General features: G+C 69.7%; 14 protein-coding genes. 10 read left to right on the top strand and 4 right to left on the bottom strand.

What is annotated here, in order from left to right; genetic code table 11:
* Positions 1-177 precede the first annotated feature (177 nt).
* From EV648_RS29085 to EV648_RS29075, 3 genes are all read right to left on the bottom strand, one after another.
* On the bottom strand, positions 178-654 hold the full coding sequence (locus tag EV648_RS29085) for a class I SAM-dependent methyltransferase (protein WP_132298328.1): 477 nt from the start codon (positions 652-654) through the stop codon (positions 178-180).
* A gap of 101 nt (positions 655-755) precedes the next feature.
* A complete protein-coding gene (gene sigJ, locus EV648_RS29080; RefSeq protein WP_132298327.1) occupies positions 756-1,691 on the bottom strand; it encodes an RNA polymerase sigma factor SigJ in 936 nt (311 codons plus the stop codon).
* Positions 1,688-2,239 carry a carboxymuconolactone decarboxylase family protein gene (locus tag EV648_RS29075; RefSeq protein WP_132298326.1) on the bottom strand — a complete coding sequence of 184 codons (552 nt, stop codon included), beginning with the start codon at positions 2,237-2,239 and terminating at the stop codon, positions 1,688-1,690. The genes sigJ and EV648_RS29075 overlap by 4 nt, the downstream gene beginning before the upstream one ends.
* 616 nt (positions 2,240-2,855) lie before the next feature.
* Between EV648_RS29075 and argC the strand changes: the two genes are divergently transcribed.
* The 8 genes from argC (at position 2,856) to EV648_RS29035 (ending at position 11,017) form a co-directional block, all read left to right on the top strand.
* On the top strand, positions 2,856-3,887 hold the full coding sequence (argC, locus tag EV648_RS29070) for an N-acetyl-gamma-glutamyl-phosphate reductase (protein ID WP_132298325.1): 1,032 nt from the start codon (positions 2,856-2,858) through the stop codon (positions 3,885-3,887).
* Entirely contained in the window at positions 3,884-5,086 is a 1,203-nt protein-coding gene (gene argJ, locus EV648_RS29065; RefSeq protein ID WP_132298324.1) for a bifunctional glutamate N-acetyltransferase/amino-acid acetyltransferase ArgJ, read from the top strand. Before argC ends, argJ begins: the two co-directional genes overlap by 4 nt.
* Positions 5,083-5,985, top strand: coding sequence for an acetylglutamate kinase (gene argB, locus EV648_RS29060; RefSeq protein ID WP_132298323.1), 903 nt, complete (start codon positions 5,083-5,085; stop codon positions 5,983-5,985). The genes argJ and argB overlap by 4 nt, the downstream gene beginning before the upstream one ends.
* Positions 5,982-7,184 carry an acetylornithine transaminase gene (locus EV648_RS29055; RefSeq protein ID WP_132298322.1) on the top strand — a complete coding sequence of 401 codons (1,203 nt, stop codon included), beginning with the start codon at positions 5,982-5,984 and terminating at the stop codon, positions 7,182-7,184. The genes argB and EV648_RS29055 overlap by 4 nt, the downstream gene beginning before the upstream one ends.
* Positions 7,181-8,113 (top strand): ornithine carbamoyltransferase, encoded by a 933-nt coding sequence (gene argF, locus EV648_RS29050; RefSeq protein ID WP_132298321.1) that lies wholly within the window; start codon positions 7,181-7,183, stop codon positions 8,111-8,113. The genes EV648_RS29055 and argF overlap by 4 nt, the downstream gene beginning before the upstream one ends.
* Positions 8,110-8,646, top strand: a complete 537-nt coding sequence (locus EV648_RS29045; protein ID WP_132298320.1) for an arginine repressor — start codon at positions 8,110-8,112, stop codon at positions 8,644-8,646. Before argF ends, EV648_RS29045 begins: the two co-directional genes overlap by 4 nt.
* A gap of 87 nt (positions 8,647-8,733) precedes the next feature.
* Positions 8,734-10,149 carry an argininosuccinate lyase gene (argH, locus tag EV648_RS29040; protein WP_132298319.1) on the top strand — a complete coding sequence of 472 codons (1,416 nt, stop codon included), beginning with the start codon at positions 8,734-8,736 and terminating at the stop codon, positions 10,147-10,149.
* 31 nt (positions 10,150-10,180) lie between these two features.
* Complete coding sequence (locus EV648_RS29035) at positions 10,181-11,017, top strand: DNA-3-methyladenine glycosylase (RefSeq protein WP_132298318.1); 837 nt, start codon at positions 10,181-10,183, stop codon at positions 11,015-11,017.
* 18 nt (positions 11,018-11,035) lie between these two features.
* On the opposite strand, the gene EV648_RS29030 is transcribed toward EV648_RS29035, so the two are convergent.
* Positions 11,036-11,995: an LLM class flavin-dependent oxidoreductase gene (locus EV648_RS29030; RefSeq protein ID WP_241995682.1), complete on the bottom strand. Its 960-nt coding sequence runs from the start codon at positions 11,993-11,995 to the stop codon at positions 11,036-11,038.
* A 76-nt stretch (positions 11,996-12,071) separates the two neighbouring features.
* On the opposite strand from EV648_RS29030, the gene EV648_RS29025 reads away from it, so the two are divergent.
* Together EV648_RS29025 and tyrS are read left to right on the top strand one after the other, a co-directional pair.
* Positions 12,072-13,109, top strand: coding sequence for an App1 family protein (locus tag EV648_RS29025; RefSeq protein ID WP_132298317.1), 1,038 nt, complete (start codon positions 12,072-12,074; stop codon positions 13,107-13,109).
* A gap of 76 nt (positions 13,110-13,185) precedes the next feature.
* The gene (gene tyrS, locus EV648_RS29020) at positions 13,186-14,490 is read left to right on the top strand and encodes a tyrosine--tRNA ligase (protein WP_132298316.1); all 1,305 of its coding nucleotides are present in this window, start codon (positions 13,186-13,188) and stop codon (positions 14,488-14,490) included.
* The last annotated feature ends 393 nt before the right edge of the window (positions 14,491-14,883 follow it).

Raw genomic sequence — 14,883 nt, 5'->3', positions numbered from 1 at the left:
CGGGTAGCTCGCGGAATGCCGACGGTCACCAGTCACGGGGTTCTGAGCAGGCAATCGAGGAGCCGGCGACCCCGGGTAGGCGGGTGCCCGGCATTCGTTGAGGCGACGGAGGAGCCGTGTGGGAGCGCAGTACCTAGTCGCTCTTCCGGCCGATGGTGACCAGGTAGTCGGCGGCGATCAGCATGGTGCCGTCGGTTGCTGTGTTCCACTCCTCTCGAACGCCCGTACGTCGTCGCGTAGCGCGGGCCAGTCGCTGCCGAGGAGTTGGCGGGCCAGCACCAGCGGACCGAAGTGCTTCTCGTAGAAGGATGCGTACGCGTCCACCGACGGCGCGGTGAAGATCACCTGGTCGACATGGAAGCTGAGGTCGAGCCTGGACAGCAGCCGCGCCACCTCGTCGGAGTCACCCCAGAGCACGAGCGACCGGCTTCCCGGGGCGAGGTCCGAACCGGTCACCGTCGCTCCGCGCTGCGCCGCCGGGATCGCGATCGAGCCACCCGTACCCGTCGCGACGTCGAGCACCTCTATGCCCGGCCCCACCGGTACCTCGTCGAGAAGCTTCGGGCCGGCCATCGCGATCAGGTTCGCGATCTCGTCCCACTCGCCGGCCGCCCAGATCGCCTTGTTGACCTGCTTGACCTCGTCCTTGGTCACGGTGGCTACCCCCTCCAGCCGTCATCACAGCACGCGGGTCCGGCGCCGACAATGGCTCACCCGGGCGGCCGCGTCCGCAGTACGGGCCCCCACCGCGGCGACTATTGGCGCAGGTCGGGGAGGCGGGGGATGCCGGTGAGCTTGTCGGGGTTGCGGACCACGTAGATCTGGCAGATCCGGCCGCTGTCGTCGATCTCGGTGAAGCCGACGCTGTCGACCTCCTCGCCGTTGTAGGCGATGAACGCGTCCTCGCCGTTCAGCTCGGCCAGCCGGATCTCGAAGCCAGCGGCCTCCTCGTCGGTGGCGAGTACGCCGAACAGCCAGCGCGCGATCTTCTCCGCGCCGTGGAGCGGCCGGAGCGCGGCCTTCTTCTTGCCGCCGCCGTCGCTCACCAGTACGACGTCCGGGGCGAGCAGCGAGACGACCTGGTCGAAGTCGCCCGACCACGCGGCCGCGAGGAACTGGCTGGTTACCTCGGTGTGCCGAGCCTTGTCGACGCGGTGCCGCGGTTGCCGCGCGTGCACGTGTTCCCGGGCCCGGTGTGCCAACTGCCGTACTGCGGTCTCCGACCGGCCGAGGGTGTCCGCGATCTCGCCGAACGGGAGGTCGAACACCTCGCGCAGTACGAAGGCCGCGCGTTCCAGGGGTGAAAGGGTCTCGAGCACGACGAGCATCGCCATCGAGACGGAGTCCGCCACCTCCGCGACCGCGGCCGGGTCCTCCGTCGCCGGCGCGGCCGCGATCGGCTCGGGCAACCACGGGCCGACGTACTGCTCGCGCTGCGCCTTCTGCTGGCGGAGGCGGTTCAGCGCGAGACGGGTGGTGATCCGGATCAGGTACGCCCGGACGTCCCGGATCTCGGCCCGATTCCCCGGTGCAGAAGCCCAGCGCAACCACGTCTCCTGGACGATGTCCTCCGCGTCGGCGACGCTGCCGACCACCCGGTACGCCGCGCCGACGAGCACCTGCCGGTGCGCCGCGAACTCGGCAGCAAGCTCCTCCTCGGTGCCGGGCTCGGTGTTGTGGGGCTCGGTCACGCCGGCCTCAGTTCGCAGTACCGCCTGAAGCCCTGGCTGGTCAGGCCGAGCGCGGAGTTGGTCCGCGAGCGGAAGTTCTCCAGCGACACCTGAGTGGTGAGCTCGACCAGCTCAGCGTCGTTCAGGTCGCGACGCAACCGCTCCACCTGCTCGTCGGTCACCTCAGGTGGTGTGGCCGTCATCGCCTCGGCATACTCCATCACCGCGCGCTCCAGATCCGTGTAGACGTCGCTGTCCCGCCACCGCGGCACGGCCCGGAGCTTGGCCGGGTCGATGCCCTGGTGGTGATACTCCCAGTACCCGAAATCCATACACCAACTGCAGCCCACTTTTGCGGACGCCACCATCCCCGCGAGCGCCCGCAGCGTCGGGTCGAGCTTGTTCCACCGCGCCGCCGTCCCCTCCAGCAACACCGTGCTCGCCAGCACCCGCCGGTTGTGCAACGCCACCTTGACCGGATCCAGCACCTCGCCGTACTTCTTCCGGCTCCACCACTCCAGCACCCGTACGAACACCGTCCGCCGGTGCTCCATCCCGATCCGCGCCATTGCTCCTCCTCCGTCTCCCCCTCCGGACACGCGGACCGCCCTGGGCGTGACATGACCCGCATCACACCATGACGAAGACGGTCTTGCGCTCTGCATCCAGCGCATCGCCCCGAGTTGCTCGAGCCCCGGTCATATCCGACGCCGCCGCGGCCACCAAGCCGGACCCCGACGAACGACTGGTCGGGCGAGGGCGGTTCTCAGCCGTCTGGCGGGCGTCGAGTCCGGTGGCGACTATGGCGCCGTCATCCGGGGGTTGGTGTTGGCAGGTCGCTAGACCAGTGGCGGATTGTTCGCTGCCTGGCAGCTTGTAAGGCGCCTCCGGTCGAACGACCCGTTACCGGGCAGCTCGTCGGCCCGGGGTGCTGCCGCCGGCGGCGCCGGGTGGCGTGCAGGGGTAGGGACCTGGGACACCGCGCGGGGACCTGTGTGACAGGGTATTTCGTGTCCGAGGTCCCGACGGGGTGTCCTAGGCCTCACCTTGTGCACCAGTTGTGTGTTCGAGCGGCCGGGATCTGCTCAGGCGGTGCACAGAGTGCCGGTTTCGGGGAGTCCCACCTCAGGCCACTCCGGGATGATTCGGTTGGATATTCTTCCGATCGATGGCATACTCATTCATATGAGTCTCAAGGTCGCGATCGCCGGTGCGAGTGGATATGCCGGGGGTGAGTTGCTTCGCCTGCTGTCCGTGCACCCGGAGGTCGAGATCGGGGCGCTGACCGCCGGCAGCAGTGCCGGGACGACGCTGGGCCAGCACCATCCACACCTGCTGCCCCTCGCCGGGCGCACTCTGGTCGAGACGTCGGCGGAGACGCTCGCCGGTCACGATGTGGTGTTCCTGGCGCTTCCGCACGGGCAGTCCGCCGAAATCGCCGAGCAACTCGGCGAGGACGTCACCGTGATCGACTGCGGCGCGGACTTCCGGCTGATCGAGGCCGAGGCGTGGGTGGAGTTCTACGGCGGCAGGCACGCCGGCCACTGGCCGTACGGTCTGCCCGAGCTGCCCGGCCAGCGGGAGAAGCTGCGCGGATCGAACCGCGTCGCAGTACCGGGGTGTTACCCCACCGTCTCCACACTCGCACTGCTCCCCGCCGTACAGGGTGGTCTCGTCGATCCCGGCCAACTGGTGGTGGTCGCGGTGAGCGGGACGTCCGGCGCGGGCAAGGGCCCGAAGGCGCACCTGATGGGCGCGGAGGTGATGGGCTCGGCGAGCGCGTACGGCGTGGGCGGCGTGCACCGGCACACCCCGGAGATCGAGCAGAACCTGGCCACGGTCACGGACGCGGCGGTCTCGGTCTCGTTCACCCCGGTGCTCGCGCCGATGCCGCGCGGGATCTTGGCCACCTGCAGCGCACCCGTTGCCGAAGGCACCACCGCGGAGTCCCTCCGGCGGGCCTATGAAGATGCCTACAGCAACGAACCGTTCATCGCCCTGCTGCCCGAGGGACAGTGGCCCCAGACGCAGGCGACGCTCGGCGCGAACACCGTCCAGCTGCAGGTGACGCTGGACCAGCGGACCGGCCGCGCCGTGATCGTGGCCGCGATGGACAACCTCACCAAGGGCACCGCCGGCGCCGCCGTGCAGTGCATGAACCTGGCCGCGGGCCTCGACGAGACCCTGGCCCTTCCCCTCGTAGGAGTAGCACCGTGACCCTCGCAGTCACCCCGCACGCCCAGGTCGATCGGAGCGCCGGAGTCACCGCGCCGGCCGGCTTCCGCGCGGCCGGGGTGATCGCCGGGATCAAGCCGGCCGGCAAGCCGGACCTGACCGTGGTCGTCAACGACGGACCGGACAAGGGCGCAGCGGGCGTCTTCACCACCAACAAGGTGAAGGCCGCTCCCGTGCTCTGGTCCCAGCAGGTCCTCACCGCGGGCAAGCTGAAGGCAGTGGTCCTCAACTCGGGCGGCGCGAACGCGTGCACCGGACCCGAGGGGTTCCAGGACACCCATGCGACCGCCGAAGAGCTCGCGGCGGTCCTGCAGGTCGGCGCGGCCGAGATCGGCGTCTGCTCCACCGGGTTGATCGGCGAGCGGCTCCCGATGGAGAAGCTGATCCCGGGGATCTCCCAGTGCGTCGACGCACTGGGATCGACTGCAGAGCACGGTCTCGCCGCGGCGATCGCGGTGATGACGACGGACAACGTGCCGAAACAGGCGGTGCTGCGGCACCCGGACGGCTGGAGCATCGGCGGTTTCGCCAAGGGCGCCGGCATGTGCGCCCCGAACATGGCGACCATGCTCTCGGTGATCACCACCGATGCCGTCGTGGATCCGCCCCATCTGGACCATGTACTGCGGAACGCGGTCGGCAAGACCTTCAACCGGCTGGACGTGGACGGCGGTACCTCCACCAACGACACCGTGCTCCTGCTCAGTTCGGGCGCCTCCGGTGTCACGGTGGCTGCAGACGAGTTCGAGGCGGCCCTCACCGCCCTGGCTGCTGACCTGGTGAAGCAGTTGCAGGCGGATGCCGAGGGCGTCACCAAGCACGTCAGCATCACCGTGAACGGCGCGGCCACCGAGGCCGAGGCTGTCGCCGCCGCGAAGGTCGTTGCCGAGGACAACCTCTGCAAGACCGCCTTCTTCGCCTCCGACCCGAACTGGGGCCGGATCGCGATGGCCGTCGGCAACGCCCCGACCGCGTTCGACCCGGCGCTGCTCGACATCACCTTGAACGGCGCCGCGATCTGCGTTGCCGGTGGCAAGGGTGTGGATCGCTCCGAGGCCGACCTGAGCGGCCCCGAGATCGACGTGGTGATCGACCTGCACGCAGGCGACGCGTCGGCGACGGTGCTCACCACGGACCTCTCGCACGCGTATGTCGAAGAGAACTCGGCGTACTCCTCGTGACTACGACAAGTCCGACCACAGCGGCCAGCCAGGCGTCCGCGGTCGAGAAGGCCGCCGTGCTCACCGAGGCGCTGCCCTGGCTGAAGGAGTTCCACGGCAAGACGATCGTGGTCAAGTACGGCGGCAACGCGATGGTCGACGACGAGCTGAAGCAGGCGTTCGCCTCCGACATCGTGTTCCTCCGGCACTGCGGAGTCCGGGTGGTCGTCGTACACGGCGGCGGCCCGCAGATCAGCGCCATGCTCGCTCGGCTCGGCATCGACAGCGAGTTCCGCGGTGGGTTGCGGGTGACCACGCCCGAGGCGATGGACGTCGTCGGCATGGTCCTGGTCGGCAAGGTCGGCCGGGAACTGGTCGGCCTGCTGAACGCGCACGGCCCGTTCGCCGTCGGCATGTCCGGCGAGGACGCCGGGCTGTTCACCGCGGAGCGGCGGGGCGCGATGATCAACGGCGAGTCCGTCGACATCGGCCTGGTCGGCGACGTGGTCGACGTCCGCCCCGAGGCCGTGATCGACCTGATCGACGCCGGCCGGATCCCGGTCGTCTCCACCATCGCCCCGGACGAGGACGGCCAGGCGCACAACGTGAACGCCGACACCGCCGCGTCCGCCCTGGCCGTGGCGCTCGGCGCGGAGAAGCTCGTCGTACTGACGGACGTCGCCGGGCTCTACCGCAACTGGCCGGAGAGCGAGGAGATCGTCACCCAGATCGACGCCGCCGAACTGGCCGAGCTGCTGCCCACGCTCGCGTCCGGGATGGTGCCGAAGATGGAGGCCTGCCTGCGCGCGGTCCAGTCCGGGGTGTCCCGGGCGACCGTGATCGACGGGCGGGTGCCGCACTCGCTGTTGCTCGAGATCTTCACCGACGCCGGAAGTGGAACCCAGGTGATCCCGTCATGACCGAACTGCTCACCGTCGACGGCACTGGGTCCGCGCTCACCGAGCGCTACACCAACGCCCTGATGAACACCTTCGGCGCCCCGAAGCGCGTCCTGGTCCGCGGCGAAGGCGCGTACCTGTGGGACGCCGACGGCCGCAAGTACCTCGACCTGCTCGGCGGGCTCGCGGTGAACTCGCTCGGCCACGCGCACCCGTTCGTGGTGTCCGCGGTGACGAGCCAGCTCGCCACCCTCGGCCACGTGTCGAACTTCTTCGCCTCCGCGCCGCAGATCGCGCTGGCCGAGAAGCTGCTGTCGCTCTTCGACACCGAAGGCAAGGTGTTCTTCACCAACTCCGGCACCGAGGCGAACGAGGCCGCCTTCAAGATCACCCGCAAGACCGGCCGGACCAAGATCGTCTCCACCGTCGGCGCCTTCCACGGCCGGACGATGGGCGCGCTCGCGATCACCTGGAAGCCGGCGTACCGGGAGCAGTTCGCACCGCTGCCAGGCGACGTCACCTTCGTCCCGTACGGCGACGCGGCCGCGCTCGCCGCCGCGGTGGACGACGAGACGGCGGCGGTGGTGCTCGAGCCGATCCAGGGGGAGAACGGCGTCATCGTCCCGCCGGACGGCTACCTGCAGGCCGCGCGGCAGATCACCGCCGAGCATGGCGCGCTGCTGTGGATCGACGAGATCCAGACGGGTGTCGGCCGGACCGGTGACTGGTTCGCCTTCCAGGCCGAGGGGATCACCCCCGACATCGTCACCGTGGCGAAGGGCCTCGGCGCGGGTATCCCGATCGGCGCCTGCCTCGGGTTCGGCGCCGCCGCGGAGCTGCTCCAGCCCGGCAACCACGGCACGACCTTCGGCGGCAACCCGGTCGCGGCGATCGCCGGTCTCGCAGTACTGACCGTGATCGAGCGGGACGGCCTGCTCGAAAATGTGAATGCCGTCGGCAACCACCTGGTATCGGCGATCGAGGCGCTCGACCACCCGTTGATCGCCGGTGTCCGTGGTCGCGGCCTGCTGCTCGCCATCCAGCTGACCCAGCCGGTGTCGGATCAGATCGCCGCGCTGGCGCTGGAAGCCGGTTTCGTCGTGAACAACCCGATTCCGGACGCGATTCGGCTGGCGCCGCCGTACATTCTGAGCAAGGCTGACGCTGACAGTTTCGTCGCGGCTTTGCCCAGCATGCTCGACCAGGTGGAGGGCGTATGACCAGGCACTTCCTGCGGGACGACGATCTCAGCCCGATCGAGCAGGACGAGGTTCTGACGCTCGCCCAGCAGATGGTGACCGACCGGTTCGGGCACCAGCCGCTGGCCGGGCCGCAGACCGTCGCGGTGATCTTCGACAAGACCTCCACCCGGACCCGGATCTCGTTCGCGGTCGGCATCGCGGATCTCGGCGGCGTACCGCTGATCATCGACGCGCAGACCTCGCAACTGGGCCGGGGCGAGCCGATCGCGGACACCGCGCGGGTGCTCGACCGTCAGGTCGGCGCGATCGTCTGGCGGACCTCCGGCCAGACCCGGATCGAGGAGATGGCCGGCGCCTCGCGGGTGCCGGTGATCAACGCGCTGACCGACGAGTTCCACCCCTGCCAGATCCTCGCGGACCTGCTCACCGTCCGGCAGCACAAGGGCGGCACCGCCGGCCTGAAGCTCGTCTACCTCGGCGACGGCGCCAACAACATGGCGCACTCCTATCTACTCGGCGGTGCGACCGCCGGGATGCACGTGGTCGTCGGCTCACCCGACGACTACCAGCCTGATGCCGCGATCCTCGCGAAGGCGGCCGAGATCGCCGCCACCACGGGCGGATCGGTGGCCTGGACGGCGGACGCGCTCGAGGCGGTCGCAGCCGCGGATGTCGTTGCCACCGACACCTGGGTGTCGATGGGCCAGGAGTTCGAGGCGGAGTTGCGGGAGGCACCCTTCGTTCCGTATGCGGTGACCGAGCAACTGATGTCCAAGGCGAAGGACGACGCGATCGTGCTGCATTGCCTGCCCGCGTACCGGGGCAAGGAGATCGACGCCGCCGTGATCGACGGCCCGCAGTCGGCGGTCTGGGACGAGGCGGAGAACCGCCTCCACGCACAGAAGGCCCTGCTCTCCTGGCTCCTGGCGAGGAACTTCAGCTCATGACGATCGTCGTACCGACCACGAAGACCGCGCGTCAGCAGCGGATCGTCGACCTGCTCGGGCGCCAGCAGGTCCGCTCCCAGACCGAGCTCGCGGACCTCCTCGCGGCCGCCGGGCTCGTCGTCGGTCAGGCGACCCTGTCCCGCGACCTGGTGGAGATCGGCGCGGTCAAGGTCCGCGACTCCGCCGGCCTACTCGTGTACGCCGTACCGGGCGAAGGCGGCGACCGTACTCCGCGCGCCGGCGAGGCGGCTGCCTTCGAGGCCAGGCTCGGCCGGGTGGCGTCCGAGCTCCTGGTCTCCGCCGAGGGCAGCGCCAACCTGGTCATCCTCCGAACCCCGCCGGGTGCGGCCCAGTACTTCGCGTCGGCGATCGACCACGTGGGACTGGACGACGTACTCGGCACCATCGCCGGTGACGACACCGTCATGGTCGTGTCTCGCGACCCGGCCGGGGGAGAGGCCCTGGCAGCCAGGTTCCTGTCCCTGGCCGCCCGCAACGACTACAAACAGGACCAGCACTCCGACGCCAAGTGAACTGAGGCAGCGCGGGGATCGGACGGTAGATCCGTCCCTTGACGCCCCATGCCCGGGCGCGAACACAGCGGTTGAGAGGATCGAGAGATGAGTAGCGGAGAGAGTGCCGCCCTGTGGGGCGGCCGGTTCGCGGGTGGGCCCGCGGATGCGCTGGCGGCCCTGAGCAAGTCGACCCAGTTCGACTGGCGACTGGCTCCCTACGACATCGCCGGGTCGAAGGCGCACGCGAAGGTGCTGCACCGCGCCGGACTGCTGACCGACGAGGATCTCACCAAGATGCTGGCCGGGCTCGACGAGCTGCTGGCCGATGTCCTCTCCGGTGCGTTCCTCCCGGCGGAGGACGACGAGGACGTGCACACCGCACTGGAACGCGGCCTGCTGGAGCGGCTCGGTGCCGAGCTCGGTGGCCGGCTGCGGGCCGGCCGGTCCCGGAACGACCAGGTCGCCACGCTGTTCAAGAGCTACCTTCGCGACCACGGCCGGATCATCAGCCGGCTCGTGCTGGACCAGGTGACCACCATCGCCGAGCAGGCCGAGAAGCACCTCGGCGTCGCGATGCCCGGCCGGACCCACCTCCAGCACGCGCAGCCGGTGCTCCTGTCGCACCACCTGATGGCGCACGCCTGGCCGTTGGTCCGCGATCTCGACCGGCTCGCCGAGTGGGACCACCGGGTCGCCGCAGATTCGCCGTACGGGTCGGGGGCGCTGGCGGGCAGCTCGCTCGGGCTCGACCCGCAGTTCGTCGCGACCGAGCTGGGTTTCACCGACTCCTCGCCGAACTCGATCGACGGCACCGCCGCGCGCGACTTCGTGGCGGAGTTCGCCTTCATCACCGCGCAGGTCGGCGTTGACCTGTCCCGGCAGGCCGAGGAGGTGATCATCTGGGCGACCAAGGAGTTCGGGTTCGTCCAGCTGGACGACGCGTACTCGACCGGCTCGAGCATCATGCCGCAGAAGAAGAACCCGGACATCGCCGAGCTGGCCCGCGGCAAGGCCGGCCGGCTGATCGGCAACCTGACCGGACTGCTCGCGACGCTGAAGGCGCAGCCGCTCGCGTACAACCGGGACCTGCAGGAGGACAAGGAGCCGGTCTTCGACTCCGTGGACACCCTCGAGGTGCTGCTGCCTGCGTTCAGCGGGATGATCCGGACGCTGCGCTTCAACACCGAGCGGATGGAGGAGCTGGCGCCGCAGGGGTTCTCGCTGGCGACCGACATCGCCGAGTGGCTGGTCCGGCAGAAGGTGCCGTTCCGGGTCGCGCACGAGCTCGCCGGTGCCTGTGTCCAAGAGTGCGAGAAGCGAGGCATCGAGCTCTGGGACCTGTCGGACGAAGACCTGGCCGCGATCTCGCCGTCGCTGACACCCGAGGTGCGCTCGGTCCTCAGCGTCGAGGGATCCGTTGCCTCCCGCAACGGCCGCGGCGGCACCGCCGGCCCTCGCGTCGCCGAGCAACTGGCCGAGCTGCGCGGCCGCGCAGCCGCCCACGCCCAGCGCCTCGCCTAGGGGCTTGGGCGAGGCCAACTAGAGTCGCTGCATGCCTGTACCCCGCGCGCTGCTGGCCGACCCGGTCCTCGAAGTCGCGCCGAGGCTGCTCGGCATGGTCCTGCGCAGCACCACCGACGAGGGCACCGTCGCCGTGCGCCTCACCGAGGTCGAGGCGTACGACGGCCCGAACGATCCGGGGTCGCACGCCTACCGCGGGGAGACGGCGCGCAACGCGGTGATGTTCGGGCCGCCGGGATTCCTGTACGTGTACTTCACCTACGGCATGCACTTCTGCATGAACGTCAGCGCCGGCCCGGACGGCCAACCGTCAGCGGTCCTCTTCCGGGCCGGCGAGATCGTCGAAGGCCACGACCTCGCCCGCAAACGCCGAGGCCAACCGGACGCTGCACAAGCGAAGGTCAACCAGTCGGCGTCCGACCAAGCCGCCCTCGACGGGCCATCGCCCGGCGTGGCTTCGCGGCAAACACCCGGTGTGCGCCCGGCGAGGCCGGACCTCGCCGGGACAGGGAAGACGAGCGCGGTGTTGCCGGGGAAGAGGGGCCTCTCCGGACGGGGAGAGCCGGGCGGGGTATTGCCGGGCAAGCCGCCCAGTCGACAAGCCAAGACGGATCCCGATCGGGATCTGGCGCGCGGACCGGCACGGATGTGTGCTGCGCTCGGCATCGACCGAGGGGCGAACGGCGCGGACCTCCTGGACCCGGGGTCGCCGATTCAGCTCCTCGAAGGCCCGGGCTTCGAGGGCGAACCGTTTTCCGGTCCGCGGGTCGGTCTCCGCCAGGCCGCCGACCGACCCTGGCGCTTCTGGATCCCCGGCGACCCCACGGTCTCCCCTTACCGCCCCCACGTCCCCAAACGCCGCTCCTAACTCACCGGCTGGCCGTGTTCACCGGTTGGCCAGCGCGATGACGTGCTCCAACATCGGAAGGCCGTGCTCCACCTCGGGGTCCGGGAACAGACCGATGTGGTGCACCCCGGCGGCCTCCAGTGCCTCGATGTGCGCCGCCGCGTCGTCGAGCGTGCCGATCGGGCCGAGCTCGGTCCACCAGTCCTGCGGCATCGTGACGAGCCCCGGCACGCCGGACTCGGAGTACCGCTTCAGCAGGTCGTCATAGAACGGCAGCGCGGGCAGGGCCGGGTTCTTCTGCTCGATCAGCCCGGCGAGCCACGGCGCGGTCCACTCGTACGCCGTCTTGCGGTCGCTGCGCACGCAGAACGCGCTGAACGCCGCGACGACGAAACCCTCCGGCGCACCGGCCGCCTCGACCGCCGCCCGCACGTACGACGGGCTGGCCGGCTCCGCGAGAACGACACCTCCGCCGACCCGGCCGGCCAGGGCAAGCGACTTCGGTCCGCGCACGCCGAGCACGAGCGGCGGCGGGTCCGCCGGCGGCTGGTCGAGCTTCACGTCCTGCAGGTAGACCACCTTGCCGTCCATGGTCACCGTCTCGCCCGCGAGCAGGCCGGTGACAGCGACGGTCACCTCCTCCAGCGTGGTCAGCGGCGACTTCGGCCGCACGCCCATCTGGTCCATCCAAACCTGTACGCCGTGCCCGATGCCCGGCAGGAACCGCCCGGGCCCGAGCGCGCACAGCGTGGCGAACTCCATCGCCGTGACAGCGGCGGTCCGGGCGACCGCCGGCACGATGCCGAGGCCGACGGTCAGCCGCTCGGTCACCGACAGCGCCGCGGCCACGAGCGACGGCCCGGCGGTGTAGAAGCAGTCCTCGATCACCCAGAGTTCGTCGGCGCCTCCTTGCTCGAGGCGCCGGGCGACATCCGTGACGAGCGCGGCGGGAAACGTTCGGGGGAAGCACATCCCCAAGGCGGCAGTGGTCGGAGTCATATCGAGACAGTAAAGGTCGTAGGGGACAGTCCGGCGAGTGCGCGTACGAGCCCCCGGGACGGGTAGGTTTCGTGGCATGGCCCGTCCGCACTACTCCTCCCGACTGGAGGACTGGTTCAACACCGGTGTGCAGGCGATCCTGCGCAGGCGTGGCTGGCGGGAGCGGATCATCCCGCACGTCGGTTACGGCACCCAGGACTTCACCCGGGTGATGGCCCGGGTCGTGCTCAGCCGCGACCCGCGCAACCAGCCCCGGTACGACGAGGACCAGGTGGTGCGCGGCTGGCGGGTCTTCGTCACGGCGCCGGCGACCGGAGTACAGGTGGCCGTCACGGTCGCCGGGGAGAGCTTCGAGGGGACCACGGACCGCGGCGGGTTCATCGACCTGAGCGTGCCGGTGGTGCTACCGCCCGGCTGGCACGAGATCAGCCTCGGCGTGCACGGCGAGCGGCAGGCCCGCGGCAAGGTGTTCGTGCCCGACCCGGACGCCACCTTCGGCCTGGTCAGCGACATCGACGACACGGTGATGCTGACGATGCTGCCGCGTCCGATGATCGCCGCCTGGAACACCTTCGTCCGCGACGAGCAGGCCCGCCGGGTCGTCCCCGGCATGGCCGAGATGTACGCCGAACTGCTCACCGACCACCCGGGCGCACCGATCTTCTACCTGTCCACGGGAGCCTGGAACACGGCGCCCACGCTGACCCGGTTTCTCGCGCGGCACGGTTACCCGGCCGGCCCGATGCTGCTGACCGACTGGGGACCGACCAACACCGGCTGGTTCCGCAGCGGTCGCGAGCACAAGCGCACCGCGCTGCGCCGGCTGGCAACGGAGTTCCCCAAGGTGCGGTGGGTGCTGGTCGGCGACGACGGACAGCACGACCCACAGCTGTACGGTGACTTCGCCCAGACGCATCCCGAGCACGTCCGGGCCATCGGCATCCGCCAGCTGACCCCGGCCGAGCAGGTGCTGTCCCACGGTCTCCCGGTGCCGAACCCGGATCCCGGCGCGCACGATCCCCATCGCCCGACGGCTGCCACCGTGCATGGGCCCGACGGACACGCCCTGGTCGCGCAACTGCGCGCAGTGCTGTCACGGCCCGAGGCGACCTGACCCCTCCCGGCCCACGGGGACTGGAACGGATACAGGACACTTGTAGGTGATCTGACGTGACTCGAGGAGAACCCCAGTGACCGACAGCGGGACCGCAAGCCGCACCCAGGTGCTCGACGACCTGGAGAGCCGTGGCCTGATCGCGCACTCCACCGATCCCGATGCCCTGCGAGCCGCGATGGCGGCCGGCCCGATCACCTCGTACGTCGGGTTCGACCCGACCGCGCCGAGTCTGCACATGGGCAACCTGCTGCAGCTCCTCACCCTGCGGCGGCTGCAGCTGGCCGGCCACAACCCGATCGGGCTGGTCGGCGGCGCGACCGGACTGATCGGCGACCCCAAGGAATCGTCCGAGCGGGTGCTGAACCCCAAGGACGTCGTCCAGCAGTGGGTGGAGAAGGTCCGCAGCCAGGTGGAGCGGTTCGTCGACTTCGACCAGTCGCTGCCGAACCCGGCGCGGATGGTGAACAACTACGACTGGACCAAGGACCTCAACACGCTCGACTTCCTCCGGGACATCGGCAAGCACTTCCCGGTGAACCGGATGCTCGGCCGCGAGGTCGTCAAGGCCCGGCTCGAGCAGGGGATCAGCTACACGGAGTTCAGCTACGTGCTGCTGCAGTCACTGGACTACCTGGAGCTGTACCGGCGCTACGGGTGCACCCTGCAGACCGGTGGCAGCGACCAGTGGGGGAACCTGACCGCCGGGGTCGAGCTGATCCGGCGTACCGAGTCGGGGAAGGCCCACGCGCTGGCGACCCCGCTGGTGACGAAGGCGGACGGGACCAAGTTCGGCAAGACTGAGTCGGGCACGGTGTGGCTCGACCGGGAGCTGACCTCGCCGTACGCGTTCTACCAGTTCTGGTTCAACACGGACGACCGCGACGTGATGCAGCTGGTGCGGTTCTACACGTTCCGGACGGCCGAGGAGATCGCTGCGCTGGAGCAGGCGACCGAGGAGCGTCCCCACGTCCGTGAGGCTCAACGGGTACTGGCGGAGGACGTCACGACGCTCGTGCACGGCGAGGACGAGACCCGCCGAGTGCAGGAGGCGTCGAAGGCACTCTTCGGACAGGGCGAACTGGCATCCCTCAACGGGGACACCTTGGTAGCCGCGTTGCGCGAGGCGCCTCACGTGGAGCTCGCCGCCGGCGAACCGATGCCGACGTACGGCGACCTGCTCGTGAAGGCGGGCCTGGTGGCCAGCAAGTCGGCCGCGCGCAGGACCGTCGCGGAGGGCGGGGGATACCTGAACAACGTGAAGGTGAGCGACGCCGAGTACGTGCCGGGAACCGACGACCTGCTGCCCGGCGGAGCACTGGTACTGCGGCGCGGGAAGCGTTCATTCGCAGGGGTTCTGGCCTCGCCGGCCTTGAGCTGACAACGCGCCGCCGGGCCTCGTCGAGATGCGGGATCACCGCCTGGATCTCGATGCCGGCGGCAAACTACAGCCGTGTGATCAGGTGCACCCGAAACCGATTTGACCGGCTACCTGCCCGCCACGTACTGTTCTTCTTGTTGGAGCGAGTGCGGGACGCGCAAGCGGCCGGACGCTCCGAACCCCCCAAAGCTAACCCAGGTCGAAACGTGCCCATCGGGCTCGGGTCGACAGTTGAGGCGCGGGGTGAAGATCGGAACCTCTTGGGTCTTGACCCGATGGATCTGATCCGGTAGAGTAGCGCAGGTTGCCCCGGAGTCCAGGCCGAAAGGCTGGGGATGCGGTGTGCGTCCGATTCTTGAGAACTCAACAGCGTGCCGAAAGTCAATGCCGAAA

The sequence above is a fragment of the Kribbella sp. VKM Ac-2568 genome (assembly GCF_004345365.1).
GTDB lineage: Bacteria > Actinomycetota > Actinomycetes > Propionibacteriales > Kribbellaceae > Kribbella > Kribbella orskensis.
The sequence above is the reverse complement of the archived record's forward strand: the minus strand, read 5'-3'. Positions and strand labels throughout refer to the sequence as shown.

Coding starts and splice junctions, on each gene's coding strand:
- EV648_RS29075 (WP_132298326.1), bottom strand. CDS start 2,239: ATGGCGCGGATCGGGATGGAGCACCGGCGGACGGTGTTCGTACGGGTG.
- EV648_RS29045 (WP_132298320.1), top strand. CDS start 8,110: ATGACGATCGTCGTACCGACCACGAAGACCGCGCGTCAGCAGCGGATC.
- argF (WP_132298321.1), top strand. CDS start 7,181: ATGACCAGGCACTTCCTGCGGGACGACGATCTCAGCCCGATCGAGCAG.
- EV648_RS29030 (WP_241995682.1), bottom strand. CDS start 11,995: ATGACTCCGACCACTGCCGCCTTGGGGATGTGCTTCCCCCGAACGTTT.
- EV648_RS29035 (WP_132298318.1), top strand. CDS start 10,181: ATGCCTGTACCCCGCGCGCTGCTGGCCGACCCGGTCCTCGAAGTCGCG.
- EV648_RS29025 (WP_132298317.1), top strand. CDS start 12,072: ATGGCCCGTCCGCACTACTCCTCCCGACTGGAGGACTGGTTCAACACC.
- argC (WP_132298325.1), top strand. CDS start 2,856: ATGAGTCTCAAGGTCGCGATCGCCGGTGCGAGTGGATATGCCGGGGGT.
- argH (WP_132298319.1), top strand. CDS start 8,734: ATGAGTAGCGGAGAGAGTGCCGCCCTGTGGGGCGGCCGGTTCGCGGGT.
- EV648_RS29055 (WP_132298322.1), top strand. CDS start 5,982: ATGACCGAACTGCTCACCGTCGACGGCACTGGGTCCGCGCTCACCGAG.